This is a genomic window from Pseudomonas sp. TWR3-1-1 (assembly GCF_049896545.1).
GTDB classification, from domain to species: domain Bacteria; phylum Pseudomonadota; class Gammaproteobacteria; order Pseudomonadales; family Pseudomonadaceae; genus Aquipseudomonas; species Aquipseudomonas weihenstephanensis.
Genome location: NZ_JAFCUO010000010.1, coordinates 70,323 through 92,009 on the forward strand (window position 1 = coordinate 70,323; position 21,687 = coordinate 92,009).

Sequence of the window (21,687 nt, forward strand, 5' to 3'; positions counted from 1 at the left end):
TCTTTACCTGAGCAGGATCTCGTTCTGCCATTTGGCAAACAGCAAAGTCATGTGCTGGCTGTGGCCATCGTGACCGTTCAGCTTAAAAGTCGGACGTCATTATTTAAATCATGCCTGACTCAGCTCATCGCAAACATCAACGTGTTCAACCAAAACAGTTCTTTGCAACGTGCATTTTCCACCCCGTCAAAACTCAAGCGCTTGCCAGCCAGAAGTACAGTGTGGCCGCCAGTCCAAAAAGTTTTTGCAATGCTGGCAGTGAGCTATACCCATACAAGTCACGGGCCTATCTGAAGAGGCACCTGATACAGGTGATAGTCCCAGCAGATGCAATAAACGCTGACGCAACCTCCCGCGAATTCTTACAAGGATGTTAAGAAATGCTGACGACCAGTATGGATGCGCGGTCGCGCCTGCTTAAGCTTCATTCTGATCACCGGGTAGCGGATGCCCTGATCGCCAAGAACTTCCATAGCGCAGTGCAGATTGCCGACATGGCGCCTTCGCACTTCGTGCGCTTGATGACCCCCCATCTGGCAGGCGGTAAAGACACAGCACGCCAAGTGCATGCCCGTGCAACACAAATACGCTCAACGGTGCTACATGCCTGGTCAAACGTAAAGTCCATCGTACGATCACCGCACTACAAGGCACTCTCCATCACCAATATTGGCGGTGACATCGCTGAACAATTCGAGCTGTTGCCCAGCTATGCCGAGTTCTTCGGCCCCGTGGACTACTACGCCTGCGAGGAGTGCCAGTCTATCTTCGGCGCCGCAGCTTATCTCGTCGATTTGCTGCGCATCATTGACACCTATGTCACCGCCCCCAACACGATCCCGGATCACCTGAAACTGGATGCCCGACGCGATGATCTGGGGCAGATCCCCCTCACATGTGCCAATACCAACACCACCTTTCCACTGTTGAACATCGTCAACGAGAGACTGGGCAAAAAAGCACGCGATGTGCTGAACCTTACTGCCGATCAAGACCTGTTTGAGGTGATTTCGACACTCACGTACCCGTTCACACTCGCGTTGCACCTGCCAATGGTGAAAATCCGCGTCAGCCTCGCGCAAATCAATATGACCGTCGCCGACCTCTACGGCGCATTTGGTGCTAGCGCTATAGACGTAGGCTGCGCCCGACTTAATCTTTCGGGTACGGCTTACACATTCCTCACGCATTCGCTCGCAGATGACGCTGCGCAACTATCGGCATCCTATGGCGTTGCGCAATCTGCTCTCGGCACGCTGTCGGACGTAACCACTCTACTGGCCTCCACAGGCATGTCGCCCACTGACTTACAGCACCTTTTAACGCAGAACCTCAGCGACGCCGAGCTAGAAAAGGGCGTCGCGGCGAACTTCTTCATTAACAGTGGCCTGGACGGTAAAACACTTTATTTTGTTGCGGGCGACGATAAAACCGGGACCCCCGCGAGCATTGCAAACTTAAACCCCGATGCGCTCGACAGGATCAGTCGGTTCGTGCGCTTGGCCATGCATCTTAGTTGGGATTACGCCCTGCTCGACTGGGCACTGCGCGTTGCCAGCGCGGGAAGCACGCCGCAGATAAGCAGCGCTACGCTGACACTGCTGGCCGAGATGATTGAGCTCGCCGACATGTGCCAGCTCGATCTAGTGGCGCTCTGCAACTTGCTCGGGCCCGTGAAGACCTATGGCGCTGGCAACGACAGTGTGTCGAGCGTACCGTTCGATGAGTTGTTTAACGATCCCCGCGTATTAGGCCAAAAAACACCCTACAGGCCCGCCCCAAACGCACTCAATCCGCTGTTTACCTCACAGGTTGTATCGTGGACAGTCGCGGGGGTAGCTACCGATGATCTCGTTCTGTCTGCACGTCTGTGCGGTGCACTGGGCGTATCTGCCGATACCCTGCACCGCTTGGCGGGGATGCTTTTTCCCGGCTCCACCACAGTGCCTCTCTCCATTGACAACCTGTCGACGCTCTACCGCCATGCCGTGTTGTTGCGTGTGACTGGGCTGCCAGCAGACCAGCACATGCTGTTCATGGCCCTGGGGCAATGGAGCAAGCCTTCTCTGTCGGCTGTTGAGCTGCGTAATCTGCTGGTACAACGTGCCTGGCTTGAACACTCAGGGACCAATGTCTATCAGATCGACTACTTCCTGAACGGGCAAACCGGAGCAACGGTCAGCCCCTTTGTCAATCCTCTGTACCGCATCAGCTCAGTTGGCGAATGGCTGGATTTAGTAGGGCAATCCACCCAGGGGTTAGGGCCACTGACAGCTCGACACGAAAAACTGGAGAGTCTGTTGGCCACGTTTTTCGGCATCGCAACCGACATGCTCGCAACACTGATTAAGCTGGTGATCAACAAAATACCCCTGCCTGCGCCCTCCACCACCTGGCAAGATGCCTTCATTGCGTGCGCCGACCAGACATCAGGCCCCAGCCCCTATGTTTCCGGTGTGCTGGACGGCCTCTCACGATGGCTAGTCATCGCCAATGCGCTCGATGCCCCGCAAGCACTCCTCAATAGTTTGAGCGCCAGCCCTGCCAACGCGACGGCGTTTGGCATGACCGACTCCTCGCTCACTGCGCTCGTGTTTGCAGACGTGATTACACTGTCCACTTTCGTGCAGCAAATGGACACCTTTCAGGACGTCAACAGCGGCCTGATTCACTATGTAGAACTCACGGCGAGTAGCGCATCGCCTGACGATTGCATCATCCAACTCTCACAGGTGACGCAGTGGGACTGCGTTCAGCTAGAGGCTTTACTCCCAAGTGTTGCAACGAAGAATCGCACGGCGGCAGTGGCTGAGCTGCAACGTCAATTCGACCTGTTACACCAACTCGGCGCCGACAGCCATTTCATGCAGCATATGCTCAGCGTCACCACCAGCTCCACTGCGTCCTGGGCTGATTACACACAGCAGGCAGACCTGGTGCTGGCCAAGATCAAGGGCGTGATCCCGGATACACAATGGTGCGACATTGCCCTGCACCTCGACGGTGCAGTCGCCGAGCAGATGCGTGGGTTCCTTGCCCCCTTTGTGCTTTCAAGGCTTGCCGACCTCAACTCTTTGCGCGAACTCTCCGAATATCTGCTGATCGACGTCGAAGTCAGTGGGGTACGCCAGATCTCATATATCCGCGAAGCACTCAACGCCGCCCTGCTCTACCTGCAACGCTGCCGCTTGCGGCTGGAAAATGGCGTCGACGAACTGGACATTCCCCAAGCCTGGTGGGCGTGGATGATGAATTACCGGATGTGGGAGGCCAATCGGCAGATCTTTCTGTACCCGGAAAACTATATCGATCCTACCCTGCGCCAGTCTCAGACCCGCCTGTTTACCGACCTGCGCAATCAGCTTCAGCAAAATGCCATTACCGATCAAAGCGTCGACGCGACCTACCGTGAGTACCTCGATAACCTGTGCAAGCTGGCTCAACTGGTTTACGTGGATGCCTATCAAGGAACGGTGCACGATCCCCAACGAGGCGCCATCGATACCACATTTTTGTTTGCCCGCACGGCCACCGAACCCTATAACTACTCCTACATCAGTTATGACACCCAGGTGTGGTCAGAATGGAAGCCGATAGACATCACCATACCGGCAGCCCTGGTCACCCCTGTCTATGTCTTCAATCATCTGTTCCTGTTCTGGGTAGAACTCAAAACCTCAAGACCTGCAACCAGCGACGGCGCCAGCGGGCAACGGGGTGTCGCCTATAGCGCCAGCATCAAATACTCGTTCACACGGTTTGATAGCTCCTGGATTCAGCCTCAGGCGTTGATCAGCGACGAAGTGGTCTACTTCATGCCGAGTGAATCGGATCAGCAAGGTGCCCTTGGGCCGCTGGCCTCTGCACCTGAACTGTTCCACATGACAGATATCTTCTGGAACAAAGTCGCGGTGAATATCGTGCCGGGCAACACAGGCCAGAACGACAAGCTGTGCGTGATGTATGGCCCTTTTCTCGACAAAGGCCTGACGGCGACTGCACTCCAGTTGCCCGCCGTGCCCGCCCCCTTGATCAACGACACATCCAGCCAGCTCAGTTTCAAACAAACCGTGTTTGACATTGCCGCCACCTACAATCAGTTTTTTAAATCCAGCGTGCTGGGTCACCTGCCCATGATGAACACCGCGCTGCTGGACCGCGACTTGAATCCCTCCTTTCTGGCACGCCCCAACGAAGTCATCGTGCTGGAGAAAGAGTCGGGCGAGAGCGCACCACCGTTGTTTAAACCGGAAATCGACACCAACTTCGGAACGCTCAAACTGGTAGCCACCGCCAGCGCCTACCAGGCTAACTACTTGACCGATTTTACGCCGCCCTACAGTACGGCGCGCATGGTCAGTACCGTGACAGAGCAATCGTTCATCTCCAGCACAATCACTGCGCAAGCCTCGCGTCAATGCTTTGTCGACCTTCAGGCCAACTATGTGGTCGACGCCAATGGCCTGGTCTCACCGAGGTTTGGACCAGCCACTGACTTGTCGTTCCTGTTCGCCGGGGCACCGGCTGACGTCAAGGACCGGCTGACCTTCGACATACGCAAGAGCCTGTTCTTAATGATGGGCGACCCCACGCTGTTCGCGACGTTACCCGTACCCACTGCGCGCTTGGTCTCGGTAAAGAACCAGCCAGGCAGCTTCATGCTCGACACCGGCGACGAGAGCTACTTACTGACCCCACAAGGTGCAGACTATGCGCCGCTGTCCGCCAGTACCGAAGTCGCGGCTATGCGCTCCTCGCCAATTGTGTATGACGTCTACTTTGCACCTGTCGATCCCAATCAAAAAGCCTACAGCCAAATTTACGCAGACCTGGCCAGCAATCACGTCATAGAGAATGTGAGCGGCACTTATGGCTGGCTATCGGCCAATTTCACTGCAGACTCTGATCTTTCGTTCCTCTTCGCCGGGGCCCAACCCAATGCCAAGGCGACCATGATTACCCAAGTGCGGCATATTTTGCTGAACTTGCCGTCGCTCACCAAATTGCGCTATGCAGGCAACAAAATCAGGCATGTCGTGACGCCCTCTTCCTTCGTCTCTAACGACATCAACACCAGCGCGTCGCAGCAGGCTTTCACTGATCTGAAGGCCAATAACATCATCGACACCAACGGCCTGGTCACGGCCAGCTTTAACGAACAGACACCGCTCGACTTTCTGTTTTCCGGTGCCTCGCAACCCCTGAAAGATCAAATGACCGCGCAGGTACGCGCTGTACTGTTAACACTGCCTAAACTGGTCCAGCTCACCTCATTCGTCTCGAACACAATTGATGCAGCCACCTCGCAAACGGTGTTTGCGGCCCTGATTGCCAATCACATTATCGATACGCAAGGGATGTTGGCTGTGAGCTTCACAGCGTCGAGCAGCCTGTCGTTCCTGTTTACCGACATGCCTGAACCCAAGAAGACGGCCCTGACCGAGGAGGTACGTGCGGTACTGCTGCGCTTCTACCATTCGACCTACCAAATCGATACGCATGCGCTGGGTTTCGACGTTGCGCGTATCAGTGCTCGCGCCAGCGCACGTGAACTGGCGGCGCGTATGTTCGTCGGTGGTGTCGAAGAGTTACTGGCGCTTGAGACCCAGAATGCACCGGTCATTCCAAAAGTACCGTTCGATCGTTTATCGCCACTGAGCGCGGTCACGCCACCGGCTCAATATGATGGAGCGCAGATTGACTTCAATGGCCCTTATGGCGAGTACTACTGGGAGCTGTTTTTCCACGCCCCCATGCTGGTCGCGGATGCGCTGGCCTTAGACCAGCAATACGCCGATGCCAAACGCTGGCTGGAATACATTCTCAACCCTACGGCGCAGGAGCAATTCGTCGGGCCAGGCGAGTTGGCCAGCACCGACATCGATCCGGCCCATGCACAAGCGGCTTACACCGGCCTCCTGACACTGGGGTTTCTGAAAGAAGTGACACCTGGCTGTGCTCGTGTCACCGCAGCATTCACGCCGAACGCCGACCTGAGGACCCTGTTCGTCGACATCCAGGACTCCTCGTTACGTGCGCTGATGCTGCGCGAAGTCGCTAATGTGCTGGGGAACTTCCAACTGGCTCAACCTGCCAGCCATTTCTGGCAGTTCCGCCCTTTTCGTAACCACACACTGCAATCGCTCAAGGCGATCTTGACCGATACGGCTCAAATCGCGACCTATAACAACGATCCCTTTGACCCGCACGCCATCGCACGACTGCGCATAGGCGCCTATGAGAAAGCGATCGTAATGAAGTACATCGACAATCTCATTGCCTGGGGAGACATGCAGTTCTCCCAGTACACCTGGGAGTCAATCAACAGCGCCACGTTGCTGTACATGTACGCCAATAGCATCCTCGGCGACAAACCGGTGAACCTGGGCCCGTGCCCTGCCGTCACACCGATGTCGTTCAATGAGATCAAAGCGCACTACGCAAACGGCAATATTCCGCAATTTCTCCTTGATCTGGAGAACTGGTTGTCACCTGAGCTCGATACTTTGCCCGCCGTGCGAGCAACAGGGGACGCCTTCAACGCACTCGACGCCTATTTCTGTGTGCCAGAAAACGCGATGTTAACCACCTATTGGGATCGAGTAACGGACCGCCTCGACAAGATTCGCAACGGACTTAACATTGATGGCGTTGCAGTGCCGCTCACCCTGTTCGACCCGCCCATCGACCCAATGGCACTGGTTAAACTGGCGGCTTCGGGGAGCGGCATGCTTGGCGTGCTGGCATCCGGGGGTCAATCCATCAGCTCACAGTACCGCTTTGGCCTGCTGTTCGAACAAGCTCAGCAACTCACCTCTGTGGTCATGCAATTGGGCAGCGCGTTGCAATCAGCCCTTGAGCGCAACGATGCCGAACAGCTCGAGGCCCTGCGGCAGACGCAGGAACTGGCAATCCTTGACCTGAGCACCTCAATCAAGGAAAAGCAGATCGAGCAGCTTCAATCGACTCTGGACGCGTTGGTGAAGTCTCAGCAAAGGGCGCAGCAGGAGACATCCTATTTCACCGGGCTGGATGCATCCGGGTTGTCGTCGCAAGAGGTTGCAAGCCGGGTTTGCCTGGCCGAAGCGATACTGTTTCAGTCACTGACCGTGCCCATTCGCGGGATTTCAATCGCCGGCTACCTGTCGCCTTCGATCTTCGGACTGGCCGATGGCGGGATGAAATGGGGCGATGCCATCGCAACCGGTGCCGAGATCAGCAGTGCCGTTTCGCAATCACTGCAACTGGCCGCACAACTGACGGCAACGACGGGCGAACAACAGCGGCGCAGTGACGAATGGCTGCACCAAGCCAATCTGAACACCCAGGAAGCCGATATCTTGCAACAGCAGATCGAGGCGACCCATGTACAAATCACCATGGCGCGCCAGGACCTGATCACCCACAAAAAGTCCATCGAGCAAGCCAATACCGTCGGCACTTTTCTGCGCAGCCGCTTTACCAGCACCGATCTCTATCAATGGATGGCTGGCCGACTGGCGGGGGTCTACTTTCAGGCTTATCGCATGGCGGTTGATGCGGCTAAAGCGGCTGAGATTGCTTACCAGTACGTGACTACGCAAAACGACACTTTTATTAACCTGGGCTATTGGGACAGCCTCAAGAAAGGCCTGCTGGCTGGCGAGGCGTTGCAATTTTCGCTGCAACAGCTCAAGCAAGCCTACATGGCCGGAAATGTACGGCGCCTGGAAATCAGCAAAACAATTTCTCTGTTGCAACTCGATCCAGAGCAGATCCTCAACCTGCGCCAGGGCAAGGAGGCTACGTTCAGCCTCACCGAGACGATGTTCGATTTCGATTTTCCGGGGCATTACGCGCGCCAAATCGCCTCGGTCGCGATCTCGATCCCCGCCGTCGCCGGTCCCTACCAGAACCTCAATGCAACCCTGACCCAGACCAAGAATCAGGTGGCCATCAGCAGCGATCCTGCGGTGGTCGAATACTTGCTTGCCGTTGAGCACCCTGTCGGTACATCACCGCCCAAACAGCCCGACGCGTCACAACTGCGAGTCGGATGGCTGGCCTCTCAAAGCATCGCGATCTCACGTGCCATGAATGACAACGGGATGTTCGAGCTTAACTTTACGGCGGAACGTTACATGCCCTTTGAGGGCACAGGCGCCGTTAGCGACTGGACACTCTCTATTCCGCCTGAAAATAACCGCATCAATCTTGACCAACTGAGCGACGTGATCATCGAGTTGAAATACACGGCGCTCGACGGTGTCGGCAAAAATAAAGTCAACGACTTGCTGCGCAAGTACAACGTCCAGTTCGCCAGCAAGCTCTATCTTAATGCCCGACAGATGTTTGCCAGTGACTGGCAGACATTCATGGCGCCTCAAGGACCACCCGTTACCCAGACGCTAAGCCTTGGGCTGACCCGCACCATGTTCCCGTATTTCAAGTCGATGACGGCCAATACGGCAGCTATCAGGCTCACCACAGCAGCAGGCGTCACACTGAGTGGCCCCAGCTTTATCGCGCTAGTCATTGGCAGTAACCGTTATGAGCTGGTGTTTGGAGCCAATGGCATCGCGCCAGTTCCGCCTGCGGGAACGGCCACCTTGGGGCTGACCGACGCCGATTTTCTGGTGCCGTGGCTGCTGCACGTCACGCTGGCCAACGTGCCGGACCCGCAGATTCTCATCAAAGACAAAAAACTTAACCCGCAGGGCTTTCTCAATCTCGAAATCATCCTGTCGTACAGCGCCGACGTGCTGGGTAATTAGTCAGGACAGCGGCAGATAGGCCGCAACACCCGGCTAACTCGGCGGCACCGGGGCCGCAAGACGTTTCCAGAGAGGAAATTCAACATGACAAGCTGTGTCGACCGTCTCGCCCCGTCCGAGCGCATCCTGTGCAATTCAAACCATTGCGACGGATTCCAACAAACCTCCGGTTTCCATGCCATCTGTAACTGCACCGACTGGGAAGGCAAACCCATTCCCAATTGCAATCCCAAAGACAACCTGTACCCGGTTCAGACCGGACAGTGCCTGGACCGCAGCGGTAACTACCTGCCACTGAGCAATGATGACTGCTACGCACAAGGTTTCCAGTGGAAGATCTGCTATTGCTGTTGTTCCTGTTTCTCAGCCAAGACACCGGTCGCAATCCCCTCCGGTATGCGGGCTATCGGTGACATCAACATTGGCGATCCCGTTCTGGCCGCAGCCAAAAACAATAACGGCTGGTCCTGGTCAGAGCAGATCGTCCACTTCAGCTCTGGCTCACCGCCCAGCGCGACCGGCACCGGGAACCTGATGTTCCTGATCACTTATGACGACGGTAAATCCGTGGTTGCCTCGCCCAATCAACTGTTCTTACTGAGTGGCAGCGGCAAACTCAAGCGCGCCGATCAACTGGTGCCCGGCGTCGACCAACTGGTCAACGAGAGCGGTTCAGACGTGGCCATTCACCGCGTAGACAGTGGCAATTTCACTGGTGCCGTACACCACATTGCCACGGATGTTCCCTCATACGAGGACTTCACCGGCAGCCTGGATAATCACCTGATCAACGTCAACGGCATTATCTCGGGCGACTACCTGCTGCAACTCTTTCAGGACACGGACAAGATGAAGCCCAACCTGGTGCCCGCTACGGACCCGGTTGTAGGAACCCCCGCTTATAAAGCCTTGTACCCTGCGGCCCATGCTTCGGTCTTCAGCGCCCGCTCAGCCAGCGCCATCACCGCCACCGCGGCTGCCAGCAGTCTTAACTTCGCTGCACACGCCGAGTCGGCAACCACAGTCCCCAACGATGCCGCCATGCTGTTCACCCCACAACAGGAAGCACAACTTCTCGATCCCGACATTCCTAAACGCGCCCTGTCTGACAGCACTAACAAGGACATGACCGCGTATTACTCGCAGCTGTTCTCCTCTTTTTACCCGGATGTACGGTGCTACCTGGACTGGACCAGCACGCGAGCCAATATCTTCGCGTTCACTAACTTTGGTCAGAAAACCGTCGTGATCGGCGGTGAGTTATTACGCCTTGGGTCGCTCTATGATGCAGCGATATGCACCGCGATCTCATTCGGCGTGGCAAACCTGGTGGCCAACCCAGACGGCGATCTAACCCGCGGCCGCGCGTTGTATGTCGGCATGGGCGAACTCTCGCGCAATGTACTCAAGGGTGGCTCCGCATGGGCTGACACCACACTCAAGGCCAACGAGCAATTGGGCGAAGTTTTCAGGGCGTTGATCGCCAAGGGCGACGCAGGTGACGAAAGCGCATCGCTCACTTGTTTGCTCAGCGTAATGAATGCAGCAGTCAGCGGCGATGAACTGCCGCCTTGTGCCGGTGGACCGGTGATGGGAAGCCTCAAGGTTGCATCAGCCAGCTATGACGAGGACTGCCAGCATCTCACTCTCACCTTCAGTGCCCCTCTGAGCGCTTTTAGTGCGACCAACCTGAAAAACTACCGCATTACACCGGCCACCCACGCCACCGCGGCGGTGCTCGCCCCAGGCAATCCGGCGCAGGTGGTGCTGTCCGTTGATCTGGCAGCGGGCACTTATGACATCGCGGTCGTCAATGTGCGCGCTGCGGATGGTGCATCGCTCGACCCGAGCGCGAGCAAAACTTCACTGACCGTCGCGTAAAGCAACCCCTTGGGTGCAGCCGCCTGACGCGGCTGCGCCCAAAACCGGCATTTTGAACTGTTCAACCTTGAGCCATCCAGCGCGATGGCCAGTGAGGCCATGATGATCCAGCAACCCCATTCACTTAGCGAAGACTGCGCGCGTCTGGGCCGCGAGTTGCGCCTCGGCGCCCCGGCCCCGGAAGCTGTCTTGGTCGGCGCTCTGCAAGACCCCGAATATGCCCGCAATCTGTTTGTGTGCCGTGAAACGCCGCCCATGCTTCACTTTCTGCTAAACAATCCCCCTCAGCCCAAGGCCATCGCCATTGCGCCACAACAGACCTCAGCGCCAGAACACTCAACCCTCGAACTCGTGAGCAAAGCATCAAAGTCATTCTGGGCCTGGACAAAATCGGGTTTCCAAACAGTCACTGACGAGGTCTACGCCGCACGTCTGGCGTCTTGTACTGCCTGCCCGAAGCTGATGACCCACCCCGAAAAGGCTGCCTATGCGCTAGTGAGTCTAAACGACAAAATCTGCGCTGATTGCGGTTGCGTAGTGGCCAAAAAAGCCAAGTTACCGCATGAAACGTGCCCGGCTAGCGACCCGCAACGCCCCGGCCTTAATAGGTGGGGCGAACTGATTAGCCAATAACCCCGCTCGCGGCACAAGGAAGAACGCGATGGCACAGAACAACAAGGGCCACGCCAGGCCCGGTACTGGGCACGATACTGCGAATGTAAGTGGCACACCCCGGGTTGAGGGGCTTGAGGCCGGTATTCAGTTGCCATCGGGCGGCGGCGCATTGCGCGGTATGGGCGAACGCTTCCAGGCGAACGGTTTCACGGGCACGGGTGCGCTGCATATTCCAGTGCCTAGCACCCAATCGCGCTCACTTAGCGCAAACCTGTCGCTGGACTACAGCTCCACGGGTGGGCAAGGCATTGCAGGTATGGGCTTCGCCCTGTCAAGTTCGGCCATCTCTCGGCGCACCACTCACGGCGTGCCCAAGTACGATGACACTGACGTGTTTGTGCTGGACGACAACGTGTTGGTCGCCGATGTTGGCGGGGCGACACGCCTGAGCCTTGGCAGTGCAGACTATGATGTGCTTCGCTTTCGACCGCGCCAGGAGGATCACGGACTGCGAATCGAACGCTGGACCCTTCTCGATGGCGCCAGGGCACCCTTCTGGCGCATCGTCGAGCACGACGGCACCTTGCGTTATTTCGGCCTGGACGACGCTTGCCGCATTAGCGATCCGTCTGATCCGTGTCGTATTTTTTCGTGGTGCGAACAGCTCGCGATAGACACCAAGGGCGAAGCACAAAGCTTCAGCTACAAGCAAGAAGATGCCGCCAACATCACCTGCGCCATTTACGAACAGGGACGTCTACGCAGCGCCTTACGCCACCCCGAACGTATTTGTTACGGCAACAGCGCCCCGCTCGTGATAACCGATGGCAACCTGCCTGACGTCGACAAGGTGCAATGGCATTACGAGATCGTCTTCGATTACGGCGAGTACGACTTTACCCCCGACAACCTCGTGCCCCATACGCCAGTGCGCAGCTGGGCAGCCCGGCCTGATCCGTTTTCCACCTATAACGCCGGTTTTGAACGCCGCACTCATCGCCTTTGCCGCAACATCGCCATGTTCCACCGTTTTGATGAGGTGTGGGGGAGCACGCCGGTCTTGGTTCACGTCACCGCATTACGGTACGCCGAAGATCCTGCCGGCAGCGCTCTGGTCGGCGTGCATTGCGAAGGCTGGCGACACCGGCCTGGCCAACCTTATCGGGTTAAAGGGTTACCCGAACTTGTGCTCGGTTACACAGCCTATGCACCCGACAGTGGCTCTTTTCACTTAATGCGCCAAATCACCGGCGATCCCATGCCCGGCGCAAACGCCCCGCCTTTCACTGTGCTGACTGACCTGTATGGCGAGGGACTGCCTGGCATCCTCTACCGCGATGAGGCCGCGACCCGGTTCTGGTCGCCCGTCCAGACCGAAGAAGCACCCACCGCTCCTGTGGTGGCTTATGCGCCTGAACCGCCCCGAGCCGCACCGTTACGCTCAGACCTTGGCCAGTGGCTTGACCTCAACAGCGATGGGCGTGGCGCACTGGTGTGCGCTGCTGGCGACGCGACCGGCTACTGGCGCATGGCATCAATGCCCGATCCGCATTGGGAGGGCTTTGTGGCGCTGCCTCGCGGGATTCTTCACGATCTCGGTGCGCAAACTGAACTGGCCGACCTGTCAGGCACCGGCCGGAACGACCGGGTACGGATCGATCCTACGCACCTGGTGTATTGCGAATCCCTTGGGACCAACGGTTTTTTGCCGCCGCGCACCCTTGTCAAACCAGAGGGTCTTGCCATTTCAGGCGGCCCTCAGTTAGCCGAACTCACGGGCTTCGCCGACTTTATGGGCGCCGGGACGCCGCAACGCTTCAGAATTCGTGATGCGAGTATCGAGCTGTGGCCGAGCCTGGGTTGGGGAGCATTTGCAGCGTGCGTGGTTTTGGCCGGCGCTCCCCGGCTCGGCCCGAACTGGGACCCAGCCCGGTTGCAATGGGCCGACCTGGATGGCAGCGGCTGCCCCGCGCTGATTTATGTGCACAATGACCGCGTCGAGATTTATGACAGCCTTGGCGGTAATGGCTTCGCCGCCGTACCGCGGGTAATCGCACTGCCCATGTGCATTGCCACACCGGACCAAGTCTCATTCGCCAATGTCTACGGCGTCAGCGAGTGTCTGCTGGTGCGTCAGGAACTGCCCGCCGCCGTGCAATGGGTTTACGATTTTTGCAGTGCCGGCAAACCGTACCTGCTAGGCACCATTGCTGATCCCATGGGCAGCACCACAGTGATGCGCTATGTCAGCTCAACCCGTTTCTATCTTGAGGACAAAGCCGCGGGCCACCCTTGGGTCACCCGCTTACCCTTCCCGCTGCAACTGGTCGCCCAACAAGAAATCATCGATCCGATCTCGGACACTCAACTGATCACCACCTTTAACTACCATCACGGCTACTACGACACCGCCGAACGTGAGTTCCGTGGATTCGGCATGATTGAGCACACAGACGTGGCACTGCCGATAGGTAGCGGGCGCACTGCGGCGCTGCAAGAGTCGGTGCGCGCAGCCGATGGCGGTGAGATTGGCGCACCGACGTTGACACGAGAGTGGTATGAACTCGGTGTTTGGGAACTTGAGGAGGATCTGCAAGCCGCTCGGGCGCGCGAATTTTTCGCCCTGGACAGCCAGGCTTTCCCGCAGTTACAGACACGCTACGTACTTGGCATCCACGAAAATACCAACGCACAAGCACAGCGTCAGGCCAGGATCATTGCCGCAGGCACGTGTATACGGCGCGAATTATTCGCGCTCGACCCCGTGCTCAATGAGCGCGTACCGTTCCGCGTGCAGCAGTCGGCGTGTACGGTCACGTTGCTGCAAGCCCCCTCCGATACGCCGCCACAACACCTTCAAGCCCCAGACTTCGTGCCCTATGGCGTGTTCTTTAGCCATGAACGCGAAACAGTCGACAGTGAGTACGATGGCCTCGCACACGATCCGCGTATCAATCACACGCTCACCCTTGACCTGGACAACTACGGCAACGTCACCCGCCATTGCACCATCGCTTATGCGCGACGTTACTGTGCCCAGCAAATCGACGAACAAACCTTGCAATACGTAATGTGCGAAACGACCGATTTTATGCCTGCGCGCGACACGGCACACAACTTGCTGATCGGTTTGGCGACTGACCAGCGCAGTTACCACATCGAATCGGGTGCCCTCGATGCCCCCACGCTCGCAGCTCGCTACTACGCGTTCGACACCATCGCAGCTGCGTGTATCAAGGCGCTTGCCGGGCCTGTTTCGCTCTACGGGACTAGCCTTGCCCCAGGATCAACGGCGCAGTTACTGTCCTGGCAGCGTACGTTTTATCTGGAGGACAGTGGCGCGCCCACAACCTCGCCATTGCCAGCCATGCAGGCTCTGATGGTACGCACTGAAACGGCGGCGTTTGCCGATACCGCCATCACCGCCCTTTTCGCCGAATTACCGATGCCGGGTGGATTGACAGGCTTTCTGAGCGACCAAGCGGGCTACCGTTTAGCACCGCTCGAAGGTTTATGGTGGGCGCCGCACGACAGCATCCATTACGGCAACAGCAGCCAATTCTATCGCCCACTCGAAACACGCGACGCCTTCGCCCAAAATGACACGGCTCGCTCGGGAACCATTACTGCATTCACCTACGACCCAGATTGGCTCTTCGTCACGCGTATCAAGCACAGTGGCCGCGACAGCGATGTTATGCCACACCTGACAACGGTCGATGCCGTCGACTACGCTGGCCCCGAACCGCGCCGCATAACGGTGAATGGACTGACCACCGAAACGGCGCGAGACCCCCTCGGCCAGGTGGTTGCGGTGTCCTACCATGGCAACGAATGGCGCAACGGCGTCGTTTGCCCTACAGGATTTTCGCCCATCAGCGACACTGCCTGGTATGACTGGCCCGAGCCAGCCAGCCTTGAAATCCTGACAGCAGACCCCAGCAGCTATTTACGCGGAGCGGCTCACTATTATTTCGCAGACGACCATGCCTACGTCAGTGGCCGCGGCCCGGTTGGCTCCATCAGCCTTGATGCCGAACGCTATCCCGATGCGGCCACACCCGACACACCTGCAAGTGGGTTGCGCATGGCCATCACGTATCAAGACGGCATGGGCCGAGCCGTACACACCAGGACCCTTGCAGAACCCGGCGACGCCATTCTTTGCGACGCCACCGGGGCGCCAATCCTGAGTGGTGGCTTACCCAGCATTGGCCACGCCGCCGCACGCTGGCGCTGTACGGGCCGGGTGCGCCGCAACAATAAAGGCCAGGCTTTCGAGATCTACAAGCCTTACTTCGCCACCACGTGCCTGTACCCACCCGATCCTGCTGCGTTCGACTCCATAGGGCCGCCAGAAACCTATATTCATGATGCACTGGGCAGACTGTTGCGAGCGGCGCGACCTTTCGGTGCCTTACGCGATGCGTTTTACTCACGCAAGGACTACGGCCCATGGTCAGAAACCACCTATGACGAAAACGATACGATCAAAGATTCGCCCTACTATCAGCACTACCTGTCGGGACAATTGACGTTGCCGTCGTGGGCGGTCGATGCACTCTTGAAAGCCGCCGCTTTTGATGCCACCCCCTCAACCGTGCACTTCGATACCCTTGACCATCCGGTACGCAGCGTCGAGCGCACAGCGCCCGATGCCCCCTTAATGCTCACCACCCACCGCACGTTCAGTGTGCAGGGATTTGCGCTGTCGGTTGCTGACCCACGGCTATCCGATGAGGAAAGGGTCAACTCGCGCACCGTTTACAGCATGTCAGGCAACGCTCTGAAAACCTTCAATGCGGACGCAGGGACCTACTGCACCTTGCATGATATTAACGGCGCGCTGTGCTACCAGCACGACGGCCGCGCATGCGTGATGATTCCAAGTTTCGACAGCCGACACCGAGTTACGGCAACGTCAGTCTGGCCGGGACCCGATGCTAACCGAACGCTCACTTGCGGGCCGCTGGTAGCCGAACGCACGATCTACGGTGACAGCCTCGACAGCGCTGCACATTCGCCCATCGAGCAGGTCGTTGAGCGCAACCTGTTCGACCGGCCGTTCATCGTCTATGACGGGGCGGGACGCCAACAAAACAACGCATACACCTTGCTCGGACAGCCGATGGACTCATCCGTTCGGGTGCGTGCACGCTACCAGGACACCGCCGACTGGCGTAGTTCGGCCAACAATTGGCCTGGGCTTTTTTCCGATCTTGAGCGTCAAATGGCCACTGACGACCTGGCCGGTGCGCCTGATAAATCACCGGAATCAGTGACACGATTCACTTACAACGCCTTAGGGCAAACGGTAACGACGGTTGATCCTCACGTAAACGTCCAGCGAGTGGCCTACAACGTGGCGGGCTTACCAGACGGCACCTGGTTCACCGCCGCTGGTGAAGTCGAACGCGTGGTGATGACCGGGCTGGCCTATGACATCCACGGCCAGCAGATTGGCGGCTCCTGCGTGAACGCGGCAAATACACCGTTCATAACGGTCGCTCTCGCTTACGATCCCGATACACAGCAGATGACTGGTATCAGAACAACCCGCGCCAAAGACGGGCAAGACCTTCAAAACCTTGTGTATTGGTACGACCCTGTCGGCAATGTCACCCATATTGAAAACAAGGCGCAGGGCGCAGTGCCCTCCCTGCCTGAGGGGGTGTCGCTTGATCAGGATTACACCTACGATGCGTTGTACCGGCTTACTCAGTCGACCGGTATTGCGCTGCAAAGCCTCAGCCTTGCCGACGCCATGGGCGGTGTTTTCAATCCATTTTTTGCATCGACAGCAGCTGCCAATTACACGCTGGGCTATACCTTCGACAATGGCGGTAACCTCTGCACCACGCGATTCAGCGCCGGGGCGAATGCGTGGTGTGCTGAGCTGACTGTTGCACCTGACTCCAACCGGGGTGCCGTACTGAAAACCGGCGAATCTGACACGGCGGTACGCACCTGGTTCGACGACAACGGTAATCAGGTAAAAACGCCTGATGACCGTCCAATCCAATGGAATTGGCATAACCAGATCGCATCAATCAACGTGGGCGAAACAGTCGACAACGCGCGAGCAGGCGCCGACTACTTCTCCTACTCTGGCGCCGCCTATCGGCGACGCAAAACAACGGTGTCAGGCACAGCAGGCAACACGCAGGTTGAGGACCAGTTCGATTTTGGCAGTTTGCAGGTCAGTTGCTTAACCGTTGAGGGCCAATGCTCGGTCCAATTACGGCGTACACGCCAAAAGCACGGCAACCACCTCACGTTTGAGCGTCTGGAGTGGAGCAATGCGGCTCCCGACACAGGCCTGCCCACCGCACAGGAACGCTACCAGTTGGCCGACATGCTGGGGTCGGCGGTCATGGAAGTTGACGGGGAGGGAAACCTGCTCACCTATGAACACTATGCAGCCAACGGTGCAACCCTGTTCGCTACAGGGCAAAGCACGGCTCAAGCTGAACTTAAGCGCTTTCGTTACTCCGGCGAGGAGCGCGATCAAACCAGCGGTTTATATTTTTACGGTGCGCGATATCTGGAACCGTGGACGGGTCGTTGGCTCAGTCCCGACCCGGCGGGCGACATTGATGGTCCCAACCGTTATGCCTTCGTCGGCGGAAACCCCGCCTCCCATATCGACATAGGTGGGCTGGCTATAAGCCAGAGGTGGAAATATAGAAAAAAACACAACCCCAGGAAAGTCAGCGCCCACAAGAGCGGTATGAAGCTCAAGCGCCCCAGTTTCACCTCAAGCGCCAACAAAATTAAGGTGAAGGGGACTGATCTTTCTCACCGTAGTTCGTGGGAGACCATCCGTAATTACACTGAAAGGTACAAAAATAAAGCGCTGAGCAAAAAATCATTTGTCGCCGTCATGTCATCGATCGCACCTTCACTGGGCACGAGTATTACTCAGTACGCGAGCAGCTCAATGAGCCCGGATCTCACCCACACCCTGCTACGCGACATGAACAGTGCCAGCGAGAATTTGCGCGCTGGGCATAGCGGCCGCAATCGCTCGATAAAGGGCCGCTTTGACAGCGGGGTCCAGGCCTCATCCTCGAAAAATCGCTCACGATCGCCTTCACCGGTCTCCAAGCGTCAGATCCACACGCAGTTAGAACATGGCCAGGAGGTCATATTTTTTACCCGAGGGTCAAACATCGAGTCGTCCCAGCTTCTTGGCATCAGCGTCAAGGATATGCAGTCGAGTCTTGAGGACAGCCTGAAACGCAGCGTGACAGTTACGCACAAAGGCAACGAAGCCATATTCAAATAACAACCGGCAGGCCAGTAGGCGGCGTTACGAGGCAGAAAACAAATGACTTATTGAAATATAAGCGACGACCCAACAACCAAGTTCGTTAAGCCATGCCCTGCCTTTATTACAACCTGTCCTTCACCTTGCGCTGACAGAACAGAACCGCACACCCAAAATACTTCAAACTATAAACGATATCTCCTAATAACTTAACGGCACGATCTGACCCGACCCACGTGTATCCCAGTGTTAGTTTCAAGTGCCCTCGTGGATACCCCGCTTGGCTCACTGGAGTTCATGAACATGCACAGCCCTTCCGCACTGCTATTGTCACTGGCCAGCAATGCAGGTCCTCCCGCACCTGGCAGACTCAACTTTGAAGCGGCCATGCAGCACATGCGCCTCTATTCAATATTTGATGTAGTCCGCCTGTCTAAGTCTGAATTCATCGAAAGCGTCTCTCAATATTGTGATGAAGATGCCAGCCAGGTCTACGAGACCGCTGTCAGTTATGCCGCGCAAATTGAGTTTCATCACCGCGAACAACGTCACTCAACCACGGATAAAAATCGCAGTAAACGCAAGACCTCAGCCACAGAACAATACGGTGCCTCCTATGCCACGTTGTTCGAAGATACCGGCAGCGAAGTGTGCTCCGGGGATTCGCTTGCAGCACTTGATTCTCCGGCTGCGTATGTGCGGGCTTTGTATTTATTTGCACTGGACATCGAGAAAACAGGAAAAGGGCTGCACCCGAAAAACACCCTTGATGCACGTCGCCCGACGTTGAAAGACATGGTCATCGACTTGGATGCGGTGAACCACCGGCTCCCGATGCTAACGCTGGTGAACGAGACTTTACAAACACACATCCAATTGCATCTGGCGAATAACACACCGGTATATGGCACCAGGAGCGTCGAGGAGGTGCTGGCAGAAAAGCGATTTCCCTTCACGCTCCCCTTCTATCTTCCTCGCGAACAATGCGTATTGGGTTTAACAGACTACAGGCCAATGTTGGGAGAAATAAACTACAAAATCAGCACGACGTTACCCACAAATCAGCAGGCCGGCACCGGTTATGGAAAAGTACAAAAAAACAGCCAGGAAGCTCAAAAATTACTGTCCGCACTCAGTCCGCAGCAATACAAAATACTCACAGAAGCCGAAGCTGACGAGCGTACAAAAGACCTATTTATTCAGCAAAACTTCAACTCAACGCTTGAACACCTGAGCACGCTTTCGCACTTCATGGAAAGAATCGAACTCAATACCGAAGCGCTACACGAAGTGCTGTCTGTCGAAACGTTCACCCCCATAAAATCAGTGAATGTAACGACATCAGCACCACACGACACCGAACATTACAGCCACTTTTTAACGATGGGCATACGCCTTGATAAAACACACAATACCCAGCAACTGATTGGACTTGACGTGACACAGCTTGACCGTTTGCAGCGTGTCATTCGGCTGCACCGCTGGACTAACATGTCCATCAGCGATTTAAAATTATTGTTGCACAGTGCCGTGCGAGCCCAATCACTCTCTGCGCGTTTCACCCTCAACGAACACAGCGTACGGGCATTAGGGGTTTACCGTTACTTAAGTCAGCGCTATACCCTGAACGTCGATGAATTTTGCGCCTTGCTGCACCGTCTGCCCATTCATGCCAAGGCACAATCGGCTTCGTTGTATGACCGTGTGTTCAATAACGATCAACTGTTCAATGCCTCACTTCTACTGGACGACAGCCCTTTAAACCTTGTCAGCCCTGACCCCGATTCATTGAGCTGTTTGTCTAAAATCGGCGCGAGCCTTGCGCTCAGCCCTACGCCAGACTCACTGGGCGTACTGTCTAATCAGGTTCAGAAGTATATACCCTCCCCCAAAAAAGACTTGCTCACCCTGTCGAGCTTTTATCGTCAGGCACGGATAGCCATGCTTTTCAATTTATCAGTCAAAGAAAGCGTGCAACTGGCTGAATTATTGGGCGGTGTCAGCCACAGCAAACAACTGACCTTCCCGACGCTGCGAAGTACCTTGACGCCTTCCGCTCCCGACCTGCTCGACGTGCTTATGCAAATGGACTGGGCCACCCAGTGGTTTAAACAGGCCGATACCAGCATTCAAAAAGTTCGTCATCAATTAAGACTTGAAACGTCACAGTCGCCCTCTGCCATAAATGAATATGCCCAGCAGCTGGACGCCGCCTTTATTGAGTTAGAACGCTGCCTGTTGGCGGACGAAGAAATGCCTGGAAGTAGTTTAAAATCAACGCTCGCGTCAGCAAATATCAAGTTTACCCAAGGCCAAATACTTGCCAAGTGTTTGCTTAAAAACTTCCCGTCCTTACCCGAGTACCTTGATCCGGATAAATCACTCCAGGGACTAGAGTCGGCGGCAGAGAAGTTGGCTGACGGCATTAAAGAGCCTCAAGCCAAAGCAGCAGTAATAGTGGCTATTGTAAGCACACTGAAACCCTTTTTATCGCAAGCCTATCAACGTCTGCTGCCCTGGAAAGGCCATCTCTGGAAGGTATTCCAAGACACCACCACGCCCGAAACGAGCGAACTGTTTACTACCGTTTACAAACACGCAACGTACAACATGGCCAATGCATTGGGCAACTCTGACACGCGCAAGCAGTTAAAACACAGCTTGCTGGCGATGCCTGGCGCCGTTACTGCCCTGGCATTGCCGCTCAGTACTGCGGCTCTACAGGTTTTTTTGCTAAACCCGCACTGGTTGGATAAAGCGAATAACAAAGAGGCTCAATTAAAACTGACATTCACGACACTGTACCTTTTTCAACAACTCAAACAGATGACTCAAACCTACCCCATCACAGAGAGTGATCTAATAAATTACTTACAATTCGCCAATGCGCTGGACGGCACGACAGAGACCGACACCAGTCTGCGCTTAAGTCGATTACTGGGCTGGGCCGTCAGTGAAATCCAATCCCTCCTGCGCGAAGTTAACTGGACACGGGTTCAATCTGTCGCACAACTGGAGTGGATCGTTCGATGCCAACACACTTCCAATACCACAGGGCTGTCAGCGGCAATATTATTGACCGCGACAAACTTGGACGTGGATGCCCCAGGCGATGAGTGGGTACGCGTCGGCGAAGCTGTCATGGCGACGGCTGTTTAACTTCCTAAT

At 56.3% G+C, this 21,687-nt stretch carries 5 protein-coding genes; all 5 read left to right on the forward strand.

Annotated elements, in window-relative coordinates:
• Nucleotides 1–380: 380 nt before the first annotated feature.
• The 5 genes from ACP7A4_RS19510 to ACP7A4_RS19530 all read left to right on the forward strand — a co-directional run bounded on the left by ACP7A4_RS19510 (nucleotide 381) and on the right by ACP7A4_RS19530 (nucleotide 21,678).
• Nucleotides 381–8,753, forward strand: coding sequence for a neuraminidase-like domain-containing protein (locus tag ACP7A4_RS19510; RefSeq protein ID WP_426247987.1), 8,373 nt, complete (start codon nucleotides 381–383; stop codon nucleotides 8,751–8,753).
• Nucleotides 8,754–8,837: 84 nt separating this feature from the next.
• A complete protein-coding gene (locus ACP7A4_RS19515) occupies nucleotides 8,838–10,634 on the forward strand; it encodes a Hint domain-containing protein (protein ID WP_059762318.1) in 1,797 nt (598 codons plus the stop codon).
• Between the two features lie 102 nt (nucleotides 10,635–10,736).
• Nucleotides 10,737–11,267, forward strand: a complete 531-nt coding sequence (locus tag ACP7A4_RS19520; RefSeq protein ID WP_426247988.1) for a hypothetical protein — start codon at nucleotides 10,737–10,739, stop codon at nucleotides 11,265–11,267.
• Between the two features lie 28 nt (nucleotides 11,268–11,295).
• Nucleotides 11,296–18,537, forward strand: coding sequence for a SpvB/TcaC N-terminal domain-containing protein (locus ACP7A4_RS19525; protein ID WP_426247989.1), 7,242 nt, complete (start codon nucleotides 11,296–11,298; stop codon nucleotides 18,535–18,537).
• 285 nt (nucleotides 18,538–18,822) lie between these two features.
• Nucleotides 18,823–21,678: a Tc toxin subunit A gene (locus tag ACP7A4_RS19530; protein ID WP_426247990.1), complete on the forward strand. Its 2,856-nt coding sequence runs from the start codon at nucleotides 18,823–18,825 to the stop codon at nucleotides 21,676–21,678.
• Nucleotides 21,679–21,687: the final 9 nt, after the last annotated feature.